The organism is Amycolatopsis sp. NPDC051372, from assembly GCF_040682095.1.
Classification (GTDB): domain Bacteria; phylum Actinomycetota; class Actinomycetes; order Mycobacteriales; family Pseudonocardiaceae; genus Amycolatopsis.
Window position 1 is genome coordinate 136,265 of sequence record NZ_JBFBAF010000008.1, and the last position, 15,715, is coordinate 151,979.

A 15,715-nucleotide genomic window follows, 5' to 3' on the forward strand; every position below is an offset into this window, starting at 1 on the left:
GATGCGCATACTTCAGCGCAGATTCCCACCCGCCGACTCCCCGGAGGTGCCGTTTTGACGGTGCACGACGGCCGGCAAGGGCGCTACTACGAGGACTTCGCCGTGGGCGACGTCTACCGCCACCCGCTGGGTCGCACGATCAGCGAAGCGGACAACACGTGGTTCACCTTGCTCACCATGAACACCCACCCCGCGCACTTCGACGCGCACTACGCCGAGCGCACGCCGTTCGGCCGGATCCTGGTCAACTCGGGGCTCACGATCGCGATGCTGCTGGGCCAGAGCGTCTCCGACATCAGCCAGCGGGCGATCGCGAACCTCGCGATGACGGACGTGCGGCTGACGCACCCGGTCTTCATCGGCGACACGCTCTACGGCGAGTCGATCTGCACCGCGAAGCGCGAGTCGGCCTCGAAACCGTACGCAGGGCTCGTGTCCGTGCACACCCGCGGCCTCAACGGCGACGGCGACGAATGCCTGTCGTTCGACCGCACTGTGCTGGTGTACAAGCGGTCCGAGGCGGGTGCCATCGACTCGTTCCCCGCCGCGAAGACCGGCCCGCTGACGCTGGGGGACCGCGCATGACCCGCTCCCTGCCCCTGGCCGACGTCCGGGTGCTCGCCGTGGAGCAGTACGGCGCGGGCCCGTTCGGCTCCGTGCACCTGGCCGACCTCGGCGCCGAGATCGTGAAGATCGAGGACCCCGGCACCGGCGGCGACGTCGGTCGCCACACCCCGCCCTACGCCGAGGACGGTGATTCGCTCTTCTTCGAGGCCTTCAACCGCAACAAGCGGTCCGTGGTCCTCGACCTCACCGACCCCGCGGGCCGCGAGGTCTTCGAGGAGCTCGTGAAGGTCAGCGACGCCGTGTACTCCAACCTGCGCGGCGACGTGCCGGCCAAGATGCGCATCCGCTACGAGGACCTCAAGCACCTCAACCCGAAGATCGTGTGCTGCTCACTCTCGGGCTACGGCATGACCGGTCCGCGCAGCGCCCAGCCCGGGTACGACTACCTGCTGCAGGGCCTCGCCGGCTGGATGTCCGTGACGGGTGAGCCGGACGGCCCGCCCACCAAATCGGGACTGTCCATGGTGGACTACACCGGCGGGATCGTCGCCGCGCTCTCGATGGTCACGGCCGTCCACGCGGCCCGCCGCGACGGTGTCGGCACCGACTGCGACGTGAGCCTCTACGACACCGCGGTCGGCATGCTCACCTACCTCGCGACCTGGCACCTCAACCGCGGCTTCGAACCCGGGCGCGCGCACCACTCCGCGCACCCGAGCCTGGTGCCGTTCCAGAACTTCGAGACGGCCGACTCGTGGGTCGTCATCGGCTGTGCGAAGCAGAAGTTCTGGGACCGCCTGGTGACGGCCATCGGCTCCCCGGTCTGGGCCGCCGACGAACGGTTCTCGACTCCCGCGGGCCGCTACGCGAACTCGGCAGAATGCCTGGGGCACCTGGAAAAGGAGCTCCTCACGCGGACGACGGCCGAGTGGCTGTCCGTGCTCGAACCCGCCGGCGTGCCGTGTGCGCCGATCAACACCATCCCGCAGGCGTTGGTGGAAGAACACACCGCGGCCCGGGGTCTTTTGGTGACAACCGAACATCCCAGGTTCGGTTCCGTACAGCAGGTCGCCTCGCCGGTGCGGGTCGGGGAACCGCGACAAGACCACCACCGCGCCCCGTTGCTGGGCGAACACACCGCCGCGGTCCTCGGCGAGCTGCTCGGCACGTCCGAAGCGGACTACCAGGCGCTCGCCGACCGGGGTGCTTTCGGAACGGACAGGAGCGCGCCGTGGATTTCACGCTGAGCCCCGACCAGGAGCAGTTCCGCGCGATCCTGCGCGACTTCGTCGACGCGGAGATCGTGCCCGTCGCCCGCGACTGGGAACACGAAGGCCGCTACCCGGCCGAGATCGTGGCGAAGATGGCCGACCTCGGCCTGTTCGGGCTGATGATCCCCGACGAGTACGGCGGCGGCGAGGCCGACTTCGTCTCGTTCACCCTGATGTTCGAGGAGATCTCGCGCGGCTGGATGGGCATCGCGGGCATCCTGGGCAGCCACTCACTCGCGTGCTGGATGCTCGCCCACCACGGCACCGCGGAGCAGAAGCAGCGCTACCTGCCCGAGCTCGCCACGGGGCAACGCCGCACCGGCATCGCGCTCACCGAGCCCGACGCCGGCACCGACTTGCAGGGCATCCGCACCACCGCGACCCGCGACGGCGACAGCTACGTGGTCAGCGGCACCAAGATGTGGATCACCAACGCCCGCCACGCCGACCCGTTGCCTGTGTTGGTGAAAACCGACCGCACGACGACACCGGCCCACAAGGGCATGAGCGTGCTGCTCGTCGACGCGGACTCACCGGGTTTCCAGGTCACGCGCGACATCCCCAAGCTCGGTTACAAGGGCACCGAATCGTGTGAGGTCGTGCTCGACGAGGTCCGAGTGCCGGCGGCGAACCTGCTCGGCGGCGTGGAAGGACGCGGGTTGCAGCAGGTGCTCTCGGCGCTGGAGGTCGGCCGCCTCAACATCGCCGGCCGCAGCCTCGGCATCGCCCAGCGCGCCTACGACGAGGCCCTCGCGTACTCCTCGCAGCGCAAGGCGTTCGGCAAGCCGATCGCCGAGTTCCAGGCCACGCAGATCCGACTCGCCGAGATGGCGACGCAGCTGCAGGCCGCACGGCTGCTCACCTACTGGTCGGCGTCCTCTTTGGACCGCGGCCAACGCTCCGACCTGCAGACGGGCATGGCCAAACTGTTCGCTTCGGAGGTCGCCCTGCAGGCCGCGCAGGACTCCATGCGCGTGCACGGTGGTTATTCCTACTCCACGGAGTTCGAAATCGAACGCCTCTACCGCGACTCGATCCTCATGACGATCGGCGAGGGCACCAGCGACGTGATGCGCACCGTCATCGCGAAGTCGCTCATCGCGGGGAAGGGCCGGGTCGGATGGTGACCCGCAGCGGGCTCTTCTGCCCCGGCGACCGCCCCGACCGTCTCACGAAGGCGGCCGCGGTGGCCGACGTGGTGGTCGCCGACCTCGAAGACGCTGTTGCGCCACAAGCGAAGGCCGTCGCCCGGAAGGCGGTCGCCGTGTGGCTGCGGGAGCGGCCGGACCTCGCACCGCGGACGTGGGTGCGGATCAACAACGACCGGCACCTCGAAGCCGACCTCGACGCCGTCACCACGCTGGGCATCGCCGGTGTCGTCCTGCCGAAAGCCGAGCTCGCGGGCGTCGCCGAAGTCACCGCCCGCACCGAAGCCGCCGTCTTCGCCCTGGTGGAGACGGCGAACGGACTGCAAGAGCTGCCCGCCCTCGCCCGCCACCCGGCCGTGACCCGGCTCGGGCTGGGCGAGTACGACCTCGCCGCGGAGCTCGGCACCGCCGCGCCGACACTCGCCGAGAACACCGGACCGCTCGCCTGGGCGCGGGCCCAGGTCGTGGTGGCCTCCGCGGCGGCCGGCCTCGCCCCACCACCCGCCGCCGTCAGCGCGGAACTCGACGACCCCGCCGGGTTCCGCGCCGACACTCTGGCGCAGCAGCGCGCCGGGTTCTTCGGCCGCTTGTGCGTCCACCCCGCCCAGGTCGCCGTCACCCACGAAGTCCTCGTCCCCACCACCGAGGAAGTCACGCACGCGCAGGAAGTCCTGCGTGCTCTGGAAAACGCCAGGAACACCGGGAACACCGAGAACACCGGGGTCACCGTGGTCGCGGGACGGATGGTCGACGCGGCCGTCGTCCGTCGTGCCCGCCGCGTGCTCGCCCTGGCCGAAGCAGCCGCCGATCAGCTGATCAAGGAGGACCAGCAGTGAAACGCATCGGAGTCGACGTCGGTGGCACGTTCACCGACCTGATGTACTGGGACGAGGACGGTGCCGTCGCGGTGCACAAGGTCCCGTCCACCCCGCACGATCCGGCACTGGCCACCATGGACGGTGTCCGGCAGCTGAGCGAGCGCCTCGGCATCGCGGTGTCGGATCTGGACCAGTTCCTGCACGGCACCACCGTCGCCACCAACATCGTGCTGGAGCACAACGGCGCGGACGTCGGCCTCATCACCACCGAGGGTTTCCGCGACATCCTGCACATCGCCCGCAAGAAGCGGCCGCTGAACTACTCGTCCTACCAGGATCTGCCGTGGCAGAAGTGGCAGCTCGTCCGCCGCCGCAACCGCCGCGTGGTGCCCGAGCGTGTCGACTCCTCCGGGGCGGTCCTCGTGCCGCTCGACGAGGACGCCGTGCGCGAGCAGGTCCGTGTGTTGCGCGACAACGGCGTGCAGGCGATCGCCGTGTGCTTCCTGCACTCCTACCGCAACCCCGCCCACGAGCAGGCGGTGAAGCGGATCATCGAGCAGGAGTGCCCCGACGTGTTCATCTCGCTCTCCAGCGAGGTCGCGCCGCAGTACCGCGAGTACGAGCGCTTCTCCACCACCGCGCTCAACGCGTTCGTCGGCCCCAAGGTCTCGCGCTACGTCGACAACCTGGCCAACACGACCCGCGCTGCCGGCGTGCGCGGCGAGGTCGGCCTGATGACGTCGGCCGGCGGCCTGATCACCGCGCGCGGTGCCGTGGACAACCCGGTGCTGCTGCTCACCAGCGGTGTCGTCGCCGGGCTGCTCGGCGGCTGCGCGATCGGCGAGGCGTCCGGCTTCCCGAGCGTGATCACGCTCGACGTCGGCGGCACCTCGGCCGACATCGGCGTGGCCCCCGACGGCAAGCTGCGCATGAAACACCTGCTCGACACGCGGATCGGCGATTACCACGCCATGGTCCCGATGGCCGAGGTCGACACCATCGGCGCGGGCGGCGGCTCGATCGCGTTCATCGACGAGGGTGGCATGTTCCGCGTCGGCCCACGCAGCGCCGGTGCGACACCCGGCCCCGCGTGTTACGGCCGCGGCGGCACCGAGCCCACGAGCACCGATGCCATGGTCGCGCTCGGCTGGCTGCGCGCCGACAGTTTCCTGTCCGGCACCATGGAGGTCGAGCCGCAGCTCGCGGTGAAGGCGATCGACGAGCACATCGCCGAGAAGCTCGGCACGTCCGTGAGTCACGCGGCCATCGGCATCTTCCAGATCGCGGCCCACGCGATGACCGAGGCGATCAGCCTGCACTCGGTGCGCAAGGGCTACGACCCGCGCGACTTCTCGCTCGTCGCCGAGGGCGGCGCCGGACCGCTGTACGCATGGCACATCGCCGAGCAGCTCGGCATCCCGCGCGTGATCGTGCCGCACCACCCCGGCATCGCGTCGGCGATGGGCCTGCTGGCCACCGACATCCGCAGCGAGACCCCGGCGACGGTGTGGACCTCCTCGGCCGACCCCGACCTGGAGCGGATCACCGCGGAATTCGACCGGCTCACCGCGCACGCGGTGGAACAGCTCGGCGCCGACGGCCTCGCGCCCGAGGACGTGGTGATCGAGCGCAGCCTCGACTGCCGCTACATCGGCCAGGGTTACGAGCTGCGCGTGCCCGCGCCGTCCGGCGAGATCGACGCGGATTGGGTGGCCAGGGCGGCGGCCGCGTTCCACGATGTTCACGAACGAACATATCTGCAGCGGTTCGACGACAAACCTGTCCACCTGGTGAACGTGCGCGTGACCGCGGTGGGCAAGGTCGGGCACGTGCCGCTGGCCGACGTCGAGGCGGGTGGCACCGACCCGTCGGCCGCCGTGAAGACCACCACCGACGCGGTGTTCTGGTCCGGTACCGGGGAGGCCACACCGTTTCCCACCAAGGTCTACGACCGCGCGCTGCTCAAAGCCGGCAACGTGCTCGAAGGTCCCGCGATCGTCGAGCAGTTCGACTCCACGACCATCATCGGCCCCGGTCAGCGCGCCACCGCCGACCGCGTGGGCCACCTCGTCATCGACACCGCCGTGGCCCAGCCCGGCCGAGCCATCAAAGGAGGCCAGCGGTGACCGCTCTGGACCCCGCCGGCGTTTCGCTCGCCGGAGTCGCCCCCGGCGACTTCACGACCGTCGACGTCGACCCGATCACCCTGCGCGTGATCGGCGGCGCGCTCAACTCCATCGCCAAGGAGATGGCCCAGATCCTCTACCGGATGGCGTACTCCAGCCTCATCCGCGAATCGGAGGACCTCGGCGCCGGCATCTTCGACGCCAACGGGCGCGAGCTGTGCGAATCGGACTCCACACCGATGCACTGCGGGTCGATCCCCGCCTACATCCGCGGGATCAACCGCAAGCTCGCCGGCACCTACCGGCCCGGTGACGTGGTGCTGCACAACCACCCGTACCACGGCGCGGCGCACTCGCCGGACTACGGGATCATGATCCCGATCTTCTTCGGCGGCAAGCACATCGGCTTCGCCGGCTGCACCGGGCACGTGTCCGACATCGGCGGCAACTTCCCCGGCCTGTGCATGGACGTGGTCGACGTCTGGGCCGAGGGCAAGCTCATGGACGCCGTGAAGATCTACGACGGCGGCGTGCGCAACGAAGCCCTCATCCAGCACATCCTCGACAACGTGCGCACCCCGGAGCAGAACGCCGGTGACCTCGAGGCGCTCATCGCGTGCGCGCGGCTGGGCGAACGGCGGTTCGTCGACCTGCTGGAGCGCTACGGCCTCGACGTGGTGATGTCCGCGGCCGACAAGTGGATGGACTACTCCGAGGACATGCTGCGCCGCCGGATCCAGGAGATCCCGGACGGCAGCTACGAGGCTCCGCTGTCCTTTTTGGACGACGACGGCAAGAACCGCGACGTCCCGCTCAAGGTCGCGGTAACGGTGAAGGTCGAGGGCAGCGACATCGTCGTCGACCTCACCGGCTCCCACGAGCAGGTGCCGACCGCGTTCAACGTGCCGTTCGAGGGTTCGGTGCTGCCGACCGTCGCCTCCGCCGTGCGCACGCTGCTGCTCGACGAGGCGCTCACCGAGGAGTTCGTGCCGCAGAACGACGGCTGTTTCCGCCCCGCCAAGGCGTACGCGCCGGAAGGCACGCTGTTCAACCCGGACTTCCCGGCGTCGTGCTTCGCGCGGTTCTCGCAGATCAACCGGATCTTCGACTCGATCAACCTGGCGCTGGCCGACGTGCTGCCGGACCGGGCCGTCGCGGGTTCGTCGGCGGCGCTGTGCGCGATCGCGTACTCGGGCCTGGCTGCGGACGGGCAGTCGTACTGGGTCTACATCGAGATCAACGAGGGCTCCTACGGTGCGCGCAACGGCAAGGACGGCCTCGACTGCGTCGACGCGCTGATGGCCAACACCCGCAACAACCCCATCGAGGAGCTCGAGCTCAACCACGCGATGCTCGCCGAGCGTTACGAGCTGCGCGACGAGCCGCCCGCGCCCGGCCGCTACCGCGGGGGCATCGGCAGCATCCGCAAGTGGAAGATGCTCACCGACACGTTCATCGGCTCGGAGGCGGACAACCGCACCGACCCGCCGCGGGGTCTGGCGGGCGGGCACGACGGCGTGGCGGGGTCGTTCGTGCGCAACGCGGGCACCGAGCGTGAGGAGCTGCTGTACTCCAAGGTGACGCAGGAGAAGTGCGCCGCGGGCGACACGTTGGAGATCAAGCTGCCCTCCGGCGGCGGCTACGGCGACCCGTTCGAGCGGGACGCGCGGGACGTGCGCGAGGACGTGCTCGACGACTACCTCTCGGCCGCCGACGCCCGCGAGCACTACGGCGTGGTGCTCGACGCGCGCGCACTGGCGCTGGACGAGGAGGCGACGGCCCGCGTGCGTGGGCAGCGGACGGGAGGCTGACGGTGGAGACCCGGCTCGAGCTCGGGCGGCGGCTGCGCGCCCTCATCACCGTGCTCCCGGGCCCGGCCGGCGGCACGACCGCGACGGTGAAGGACAACATCGACGTCGCGGGCGTGCCGACCACCGCCGGCTCCGCGTCCTTCGCCACCGGCCCGGCCGAGGCCGACGCCGACGTCGTGCGGTCGCTGCGCGAAGCCGGGTACGCCTTGGTGGGCAAGAACAACCTGGCGGAGTTCGCGATGGGTGCGACCGGCCGCAACGCCGCGTTCGGCGACTGCCTCAACGCGTGGGACCCGGCGCGCATCGCCGGCGGGTCCAGCAGCGGTTCGGCCGTGGCCGTCGCGGCGGGGCTGTCGGACGTGTCGCTGGGCACCGACACCGGCGGTTCGGGCCGGATCCCCGCGTCGGTGAACGGGGTCGTGGGCGTGCGGCCGACGCTCGGCCGGGTCTCCAACCGCGGCGTGCTGCCGGTGAGCCCGTCGTTCGACACGGTGACGCCGATGGCGCGCGACGTCCGCACGGCCGCGGCGGTGCTGGCGGCGCTCGACCGAGGGGGCTCGGGGCCGGTCGACGCGCTGCTCGGGTCGGGTGTCCTGCCGCGGATCGGCTTGGCGGGCGGGTTTTTCGCCGTCGGCGTCGATCCCGGCGTGGCGGAAGTGGTGCGGGCGGCCGTCGAGGTGTTCCGCGGGCTCGGCGCGCAGGTGTCGCCGGTGGAGGTGCCGTCGGCAGCGCAGGCGCAGGCGCGGATGCTCGACGTGATGTACCCGGAGGCCGCGGCCGTGCACGCGGCTCGGCTGCGGGACGCGCCCGACAGCATCGACCCTGACGTCCGGCGGCGGCTCCTGCTCGGGCTCGGGGTGCCTCCGACGCGGACGGCGGCGGCGCGGGAGTGGCTCACCGGGTTCCGCGCGCGGGTGGACGCGGTGTTCACCGAGGTCGACGTGGTCCTGACCCCGACGATCCCCGTGGACGTGCCGCTGCGCGAGGGCGTGGACCTCGCGGCGTCGACGCGGGAGATCGCCCGGTTCACCTACGCGTGGTCGGCGTACGGCGGGCCGTCGCTGAGCGTGCCGGGTGGGCTGCATCCGACGTCGGGCATGCCGGTCGGCGTGCAGCTGAGCGCGGCGCCGTGGCGGGAAGACGTGCTGCTGGGAGCGGCCGCGGCCTTCGAGGGGGCGCGCGGCCGACTGCGGTGACGCAGGCGTCCACTGTGGCCGGTGGTGGACTTTTCGCGGACCCGATGTTTACGGGGTGGTAATGGTGTCTATCCGCTTTCCATGGCATCGGCGGCAGGGCCCGGCTGCCGAGGCCCCAGGTCTCGCCGGTTGAGTGTTACAGCCGGCGGGGCCGCGCCTCCTGCGTCCGCGCGGTTCGATTCAGCGCACGCGAGTCCGCCGCTTGTGCCTACGGTGGGCGGCGAGCGCGGCGAGCACCCGCATCAGCCCGCGCCTGCGCACGACGAAGATCACGGACTCGGCCTGCCTGGCTGGTTTGCCCAGCGCTTTGTCCACCTGGTGGAACCGCGCCAGCCCCTCCCTGAACGCCTCCGCGTCGCCACCCGCGTCGGGGTGGTGGGTGCGCACGAACTCCCGGTAAGCGGCCTTTTCCGCGGCTGACCAGGTGCTTCGTGGCTTGTCGGGCACCTGCTCACCTCCGGTCGTCCGTTCCAGCATATGGCCGCGTCTTAACTCGGACGGTTGAACCCTGCAGGCTCTGGGTACCTGCACTGCGCTCGATCATCGCCCGACAGGGGAGGGGCCACCACCATGACGGAGGATTCGCGGCCGCCCGGCGCCGCCACGGCCGTGTTCAACGGCCCGGACACCGCGGAGGCCGCACGGGTCACGCTGAGGGCCATGCTGGCCCACGTGCCCGCCCCCGTGGTCGGCGACGCCGTGCAGCTCATGGACGAGCTCGTCACCGACGCCACCCGCGACGGCGCCTCCTTCCGCGCCCTGCGCCTCGGCCTGGCCGCCCACCCGCCCCGCCTGCGCATCGACGTCGAACGCGACGAGCCCGACGAACCCCGCGTCACCGCGATGTCCCCGGAACGCGTCGAAGGCCGCTTCCTCCTGGAGGAACTCGCGTCGACCTGGTGGTCCCACACCCTGGGCTCGATCTCGGTGACGCGCGCGGAGCTGGCTCTGCCGTTGCCGCGCTGATCAGCAGGTCTGTTCGTCCGGCGAGCCGGCTGAAGGGCCTCGGTCTCGTAGCCCGCGCAACTGGCTCCGCCTCCGCCGGCGGTCGCGTTCGCCCCGCGGTTCGGCGGGGCGGGTTCCACGGGTCGCGTGGCCTGATAGCCTCGGCGCCGGACCCGCGCCGTCCTTGCCGCGCTGATCAGCGGGCCCGCTCCACCCGCCGTTCGCCGGGTCCGGCGAGCTGGCTGTCGGGCCGGGCCCGCCGATTCGGTCTCGTGACTCGCGTGGCTGACTTCGTCCCGCGGTTCGGCGCGCCGCGGGCCGCTGCCGCGTCGGCCGCTTGGCCTCGTCGCCGGACCGGCGCCGTCCTTGCCGCGCTGATCAGCGGGCCCGCTCCACCCGCCGTTCGTCGGGTCCGGCGTGCTGGCTGCCGGGCCAGGCCCGCCGACTCGGTCTCGTGACTCGCGTGGCTGACTTCGCACTGCGGTTCGGCGCGCCCGGGCCGCTGCCGCGTCGGCCGCTCAGCCTCAGCGCCGGACCAGTGTCGCCGCCGCTCTGATCAGCGGGCCCGCTCGACCCGCCGTTCGTCGGGTCCGGCGAGCTGGCTGTCGTGCCGGGCCCGCTGACTCGGGTCTCGTGACTCGCGTGGCTGACTTCTCTCCGCGGTTCGGCGCGCCGCGGGCCGCTGCCGCGTCGGCCGCTCAGCCTCAGCGCCGGACCAGTGTCGCCGCCGCTCTGATCAGCGGGCCCGCTCCACCCGCCGTTCGTCCCACACCGGTTCCGCGGTTTCGCGCACCACGCCGTCGGAGCCGAAGACCAGGTAGCGGTCGAAGCTGCGCGCGAACCAGCGGTCGTGGGTGACCGCGAGGACGGTGCCTTCGTAGGCCTCCAAGCCCGCCTGCAGGGCTTCGGCCGATTCGAGGTCGAGGTTGTCCGTCGGCTCGTCCAGGAGCAGGGCGGTGGCGCCGCCGAGTTCCAGGAGCAGGATCTGGAAGCGGGCCTGCTGGCCGCCCGACAGGCGGTCGAACGGCTGGTCACCCTGGCGTTCGAGCTCGTAGCGCCGCAGCACCGCCATGGCGCCGCCGCGGTCCTTGGCGTGGGTGGTCCACAGGATGTCGACCAGGGTGCGGCCGGTGAGCTCCGGGTGGGCGTGCGTCTGGGCGAAGTGGCCGGGCACCACACGGGCGCCGGTCTTCCACAGGCCCGTGTGCGCGACGTCGCCGCCGGCGAGCAGGCGCAGGAAGTGTGACTTGCCGGACCCGTTGGAACCCAGCACGGCCACGCGTTCGCCGAAAAAGATCTCCAGCGAGAACGGCTTCATCAGGCCCGTGAGCTCCAGGTTTTCGCACGTCACGGCGCGCAGGCCGGTACGTCCGCCGCGCAGCCGCATGCGGATGTCCTGCCGACGTGGTGGCTCCGGAGGCGGGCCGGCCTCCTCGAACTTGCGCAGGCGCGTCTTCGCCGCCTTGTAGCGGGACGCCATCTCGTCGCTGCGGGCGGCGTACTGCTGCATGTCGAGCACGAGCTTCTTGAGCTGCGCGTACTTCTCGGCCCAGCGCCGCTTCAGCTCTTCGTAGCGGGCGAAGCGATCGTCGCGCGCCTCGTGGTAGGTCGCGAACCCGCCGCCGTGCACCCACGCGTCGCTGCCGGCCGGCCCGGGCTCCACGCTCACGATCTTCTTCGCCGCCCGCGCGAGCAGCTCCCGGTCGTGCGAGACGAACAGCACCGTCTTGCGCGTCTCCGCCAAGCGGGCCTCGAGCCAGCGTTTGCCGGGCACGTCGAGGTAGTTGTCGGGCTCGTCGAGCAGCAGCACCTCGTCCGGGCCGCGCAGCAGCGCCTCGAGCACGAGCCGCTTCTGCTCGCCCCCGCTCAACGTGCGCACGAGCCGCCACTGCGCCTTCTCGTACGGCACGCCGAGCGCGGCCGTGGTGCACACGTCCCAGGTCGTCTCCGACTCGTAGCCGCGCACCTCCGCCCAGTCGCTCAACGCCTGGGCGTACTTCATCTGCGCGGCCTCGTCGTCGACGGTCAGCAGCCGCTCCTCGGCCGCGTCCACGGCCGCCGCGGCGGTGCGGATGCGCTCGGGCGACACCGACACGAGCAGGTCTCGCACCGTGCGCTCGTCGCGGACCGAGCCGACGAACTGGCCCATCACGCCCAGCCCGCCGGACACCGTCACCGTGCCGCCGTGCGGCTTCAGCTCACCGGAGAGCAGGCGCAGCAGCGTCGTCTTCCCGGCGCCGTTGGGGCCGACCAGCGCGACGACGGCACCGTCGGAGACCCGGAACGACACATCACCGAGCAGGGGCCGCCCGTCGGGCAGCGAGTAGTCGAGGTGCGCGACCTCCAGGTGACCCATGGACGCGCACTCTACCGGCGGGCCCGGCGGACGCCGTCCGAGTTTCCGCCGGGCCCCGCAACCGTCACCAGTCCGAAGTGGACGGACTCACGCCTTCCGCTGCATGTCGCTGCGCGCCGGGTTGCCCTGCTCCGCCGCCTTGGGGTCCCTCTCGTCCGCCTTCGCGCGCACACCGGACTCGATGCGGTCGCCGAGGTCCTTGTCCACGTTGTGCCAGTATTCGAACGCCCGCTGCAACACCGGCTCACTCACCCCGTTCAGCAAGTGACCGACGATGTTGGAAACCAAACGTTCCCGCGCCGCGTCGTCGAGGACCTCGCGCACCATCGTGCCCGCCTGGCCCCAGTCGTCGTCCTCGGAGTGGTCGACGTAGGCCGAGCGTGTGATCTCGCCGTCGGCGTGCCAGCCGGCCGGGGTGCCGTAGCGCTCGACGTCGGCGCTCGGGCCACCCTTCGAGTTCGGCGCGTACACCGGGTCGGACACCTTGGTGTAGCGCATCGCGCCGTCCTTGCTGTAGCTGTGCACCGGCGACTTCGACGCGTTCACCGGCAGCTGCTTGTAGTTCGGCCCGATGCGGTATCGGTGCGCGTCGGCGTAGGCGAACAGCCGGCCCAGCAGCATCCGGTCCGGGCTCGGCCCGATGCCGGGCACGAGGTTGTTGGGCTCGAACGCCGCCTGTTCGATCTCCGCGTGGTGGTCGGTGGGGTTGCGGTCGAGGGTCATGCGGCCGACCTCGATCAGCGGGTAGTCGCCGTGCGGCCACACCTTGGTGAGGTCGAACGGGTTGAACCGGTAGCCCGCCGCGTCGTCGTACGGCATCACCTGCACGGACAGCGTCCAGCTCGGGTGGTCGCCGCGCGCGATCGCCTCGAACAGGTCGCGGGTGTGGTAGTCGGTGTCCGCCGACGCCATCTGGTCGGCCTCGTCCTGCGTGAAGAACTCCATGCCCTGATCGGTTTTGAAGTGGTATTTCACCCAGAACCGTTCGCCTTGTGCGTTCACCCACAGATAAGTGTGCGAACTGTAACCGTTCATGTGCCGCCACGTGCGCGGAATACCGCGGTCGCCCATCAGCCACGTCACCTGGTGCGCCGACTCGGGGGACAGGGTCCAGAAGTCCCACTGCATGTCGTGGTCGCGCAGGTTGTTGTCCGCTCGCCGTTTCTGCGAACGGATGAAGTGCTGGAACTTCAACGGGTCTTTCACGAAGAACACCGGCGTGTTGTTGCCGACCATGTCGTACACGCCTTCGCTCGTGTAGAACTTCAGTGCGAACCCGCGCGGATCGCGCCACGTGTCGGGGCTGCCCCGCTCGCCGGCCACCGTGGAAAACCGCGCCACCATCTCCGTTTTCGTGCCCGGCTGGAACACCGCGGCCTTCGTGTACGGGCTGACGTCGGCCGTCACCTCGAACCGGCCGAACGCGCCGCTGCCCTTGGCGTGCGGCTGGCGCTCGGGCACACGTTCGCGGTTGAACTGCGCCATCTGCTCGATGAGGTAGTGGTCCTGCAGCAGGATCGGCCCGCCCGGCCCCACGGTGAGCGAATGTTCGTCGCTTTCCACCGGGATACCGGCGTCGGTGGTGGTGGTCCGTTCCGTCTGCGTCATTTCGCCATCTCCTCGTGGTGGGATTCGAACACGGGTACCCGGCGAACACGGGCTCACACGTGGGAACTCACTCACGTAGGAACCACGGGACCTCAGTCAGGTGGAAGCTCAATCGGGAGGAAGCTCAGTCGCGCCCCAGCAGGGTGTCGGCCACGTGTTGGAGATGGCGCCGCATGTGTTCGCCGGCGCTCACGGGGTCCCGGTCGCACAGTGCTTCGACGATCAACGTGTGTTCGTCGTGGTAACACGAACGCAGCTCCGGTGTGGACGTGCGCCGCTTGAGGCTGCCCCACACCGGCAGTGAACGCGCGGTGTTCATGACGTCGAACATGTTCATCAGCAACCCGTTGTGGGCCGCGACGGCGATCGCGCGGTGCAGCCCGGCGTCGGCGCGCTCGAAGCCTTCGAAGTCGCCGGCCGCGGCCCCCGCGCCGAGCGCGGCCCCGATTCGGTCGAGGTCCGCCTGCGTGGCCACCCGCGCGGCCAGCGTCGCGACCTGTGGTTCCAGCAGCTGGCGCACCTGCATGATTTCCGCCGGGCTCGTGTCGGCAGGAGCGGGCTCCACGTGCTGCGCCGCCACATCGGTGAGAAACGTGCCGCGCCCGACGTGCCGGATCACGAGCCCGTCGCGTTCCAGCGAATGCAGTGCGCGCCGCACGGCACTGCGCGGCGCGGAAAGCCGCTGCACGAGGTCGCGCTCGGTGGGCAGCTTGGCGCCCGGGCCGAGGCTGCCGTCGGCCGCGCCTTCGTCGAGCAGTGCGCGCAGGGCGTGTTCCACCGTGGTCATGGGCGCACTCTACCGAACGACTTGAGACCAATCGAGACCAATAGGCGAAGCGGTGACCAGAACAAGTCCTGCATATCGACAACAGATGCCGAGACGCGTACGGTCGATCATGTCCGCATTGGTTCATATTGGTTCAGATTGGTCTCACATGAAGCTGGTGACCTTCTCCGCCGGGAACTCCACCGGGGACGCCGACCGCGTCGGGGTCGTGACCGGCGAAAGCGAGGTCCGGGACGTCACCGATCTCGTGCCGGGCGGAACGCTCCTCGGCGCCGTCGAACGCTGGGGCGAGGTCGGGACCATCCTCACCGACCAGGCCGCGGACCGCACGCCGGTACCCCTCGCTGACGTGCGGCTCCGCGCGCCGTTCCCCACTCCGCGGCGCAACATCTACTGCGTCGGCAAGAACTACCGCGAGCACGCCGCGGAGTTCGGCCGCAGCGGCTACGACAGCCCGGACCGCTCGGAAGACCTGCCGGCCCGGCCGATCCTGTTCTCCAAGGCCACCACGGCCGTGATCGGCCCCGGCGACAACATCGACCCGCACGCCGGCCTCACCTCCGAGCTCGACTACGAAGGTGAGCTCGCCGTGATCATCGGCCGCGGCGGCCGCGGGATCACCCGCGAAGCCGCGCCGGCGCACGTCTGGGGTTACACGATTCTCGACGACGTCACGGCCCGCGACCTGCAGCGCGACCACCGCCAGTGGCTGCTCGGCAAGTCGCTCGACACGCATTGCCCGATGGGTCCGTACGCGGTGACCGCCGACGAGATCCCCGACGTGACCGCGCTGGAGCTCGAAACCACCGTCAACGGCGAACGCCGCCAGCACGCCCGGGTCAAGGACCTCATCTTCGACATCCCCGAGCTGATCGCCACCCTCTCGGCCGGCATCACGCTGCTGCCCGGCGACGTGATCGCCACCGGCACGCCCGCGGGCGTCGGCATCGGCTTCGACCCGCCGAAGTTCCTGGCGAGCGGCGACGTCGTGGAGGTGACCATTACCGGTCTCGGCGTGCTGCGCAACCGTGTCGCCTCAACCCCTGTCGCGTCAACCCCTCGCGTCTGAACCCCCGTACCGA

The 15,715-nt window shown here is 70.6% G+C and carries 13 protein-coding genes; 9 read left to right on the plus strand and 4 right to left on the minus strand.

The window, feature by feature from the left end; all coding sequences use genetic code 11:
* Positions 1 to 60: 60 nt before the first annotated feature.
* From AB0M56_RS14585 to AB0M56_RS14615, 7 genes are read left to right on the plus strand one after another with little or no spacing between them, the layout of a single operon-like run.
* A complete protein-coding gene (locus AB0M56_RS14585) occupies positions 61 to 585 on the plus strand; it encodes a MaoC family dehydratase (protein ID WP_354872803.1) in 525 nt (174 codons plus the stop codon).
* Complete coding sequence (locus AB0M56_RS14590; protein ID WP_364175305.1) at positions 582 to 1,814, plus strand: CoA transferase; 1,233 nt, start codon at positions 582 to 584, stop codon at positions 1,812 to 1,814. The genes AB0M56_RS14585 and AB0M56_RS14590 overlap by 4 nt, the downstream gene beginning before the upstream one ends.
* A complete protein-coding gene (locus tag AB0M56_RS14595; protein ID WP_364175308.1) occupies positions 1,799 to 2,965 on the plus strand; it encodes an acyl-CoA dehydrogenase family protein in 1,167 nt (388 codons plus the stop codon). The genes AB0M56_RS14590 and AB0M56_RS14595 overlap by 16 nt, the downstream gene beginning before the upstream one ends.
* Positions 2,959 to 3,822: an aldolase/citrate lyase family protein gene (locus AB0M56_RS14600; protein WP_364175311.1), complete on the plus strand. Its 864-nt coding sequence runs from the start codon at positions 2,959 to 2,961 to the stop codon at positions 3,820 to 3,822. The genes AB0M56_RS14595 and AB0M56_RS14600 overlap by 7 nt, the downstream gene beginning before the upstream one ends.
* Positions 3,819 to 5,930, plus strand: a complete 2,112-nt coding sequence (locus AB0M56_RS14605) for a hydantoinase/oxoprolinase family protein (protein WP_364175314.1) — start codon at positions 3,819 to 3,821, stop codon at positions 5,928 to 5,930. The genes AB0M56_RS14600 and AB0M56_RS14605 overlap by 4 nt, the downstream gene beginning before the upstream one ends.
* On the plus strand, positions 5,927 to 7,741 hold the full coding sequence (locus AB0M56_RS14610) for a hydantoinase B/oxoprolinase family protein (RefSeq protein ID WP_364175316.1): 1,815 nt from the start codon (positions 5,927 to 5,929) through the stop codon (positions 7,739 to 7,741). The genes AB0M56_RS14605 and AB0M56_RS14610 overlap by 4 nt, the downstream gene beginning before the upstream one ends.
* A 2-nt stretch (positions 7,742 to 7,743) precedes the next feature.
* Complete coding sequence (locus AB0M56_RS14615; protein WP_364175319.1) at positions 7,744 to 8,937, plus strand: amidase; 1,194 nt, start codon at positions 7,744 to 7,746, stop codon at positions 8,935 to 8,937.
* 180 nt (positions 8,938 to 9,117) lie between these two features.
* On the opposite strand, the gene AB0M56_RS14620 is transcribed toward AB0M56_RS14615, so the two are convergent.
* Positions 9,118 to 9,384: a hypothetical protein gene (locus tag AB0M56_RS14620; protein WP_364175322.1), complete on the minus strand. Its 267-nt coding sequence runs from the start codon at positions 9,382 to 9,384 to the stop codon at positions 9,118 to 9,120.
* A gap of 123 nt (positions 9,385 to 9,507) precedes the next feature.
* Between AB0M56_RS14620 and AB0M56_RS14625 the strand changes: the two genes are divergently transcribed.
* Positions 9,508 to 9,903 carry a hypothetical protein gene (locus tag AB0M56_RS14625; protein WP_364175324.1) on the plus strand — a complete coding sequence of 132 codons (396 nt, stop codon included), beginning with the start codon at positions 9,508 to 9,510 and terminating at the stop codon, positions 9,901 to 9,903.
* A 715-nt stretch (positions 9,904 to 10,618) separates the two neighbouring features.
* Here AB0M56_RS14625 and AB0M56_RS14630 read toward each other — a convergent pair.
* From AB0M56_RS14630 to AB0M56_RS14640, 3 genes are all read right to left on the minus strand, one after another.
* Positions 10,619 to 12,238, minus strand: a complete 1,620-nt coding sequence (locus tag AB0M56_RS14630) for an ATP-binding cassette domain-containing protein (protein WP_354872553.1) — start codon at positions 12,236 to 12,238, stop codon at positions 10,619 to 10,621.
* Positions 12,239 to 12,325: 87 nt separating this feature from the next.
* On the minus strand, positions 12,326 to 13,846 hold the full coding sequence (locus AB0M56_RS14635; RefSeq protein ID WP_364175327.1) for a catalase: 1,521 nt from the start codon (positions 13,844 to 13,846) through the stop codon (positions 12,326 to 12,328).
* Positions 13,847 to 13,970: 124 nt separating this feature from the next.
* A complete protein-coding gene (locus AB0M56_RS14640; RefSeq protein WP_364175330.1) occupies positions 13,971 to 14,633 on the minus strand; it encodes an FCD domain-containing protein in 663 nt (220 codons plus the stop codon).
* 148 nt (positions 14,634 to 14,781) lie between these two features.
* On the opposite strand from AB0M56_RS14640, the gene AB0M56_RS14645 reads away from it, so the two are divergent.
* Complete coding sequence (locus AB0M56_RS14645; RefSeq protein WP_364175333.1) at positions 14,782 to 15,702, plus strand: fumarylacetoacetate hydrolase family protein; 921 nt, start codon at positions 14,782 to 14,784, stop codon at positions 15,700 to 15,702.
* Positions 15,703 to 15,715 lie beyond the last annotated feature (13 nt).

Coding starts and splice junctions, on each gene's coding strand:
- AB0M56_RS14590 (WP_364175305.1), top strand. CDS start 582: ATGACCCGCTCCCTGCCCCTGGCCGACGTCCGGGTGCTCGCCGTGGAG.
- AB0M56_RS14600 (WP_364175311.1), top strand. CDS start 2,959: ATGGTGACCCGCAGCGGGCTCTTCTGCCCCGGCGACCGCCCCGACCGT.
- AB0M56_RS14625 (WP_364175324.1), top strand. CDS start 9,508: ATGACGGAGGATTCGCGGCCGCCCGGCGCCGCCACGGCCGTGTTCAAC.
- AB0M56_RS14630 (WP_354872553.1), bottom strand. CDS start 12,238: ATGGGTCACCTGGAGGTCGCGCACCTCGACTACTCGCTGCCCGACGGG.
- AB0M56_RS14635 (WP_364175327.1), bottom strand. CDS start 13,846: ATGACGCAGACGGAACGGACCACCACCACCGACGCCGGTATCCCGGTG.
- AB0M56_RS14640 (WP_364175330.1), bottom strand. CDS start 14,633: ATGACCACGGTGGAACACGCCCTGCGCGCACTGCTCGACGAAGGCGCG.
- AB0M56_RS14645 (WP_364175333.1), top strand. CDS start 14,782: ATGAAGCTGGTGACCTTCTCCGCCGGGAACTCCACCGGGGACGCCGAC.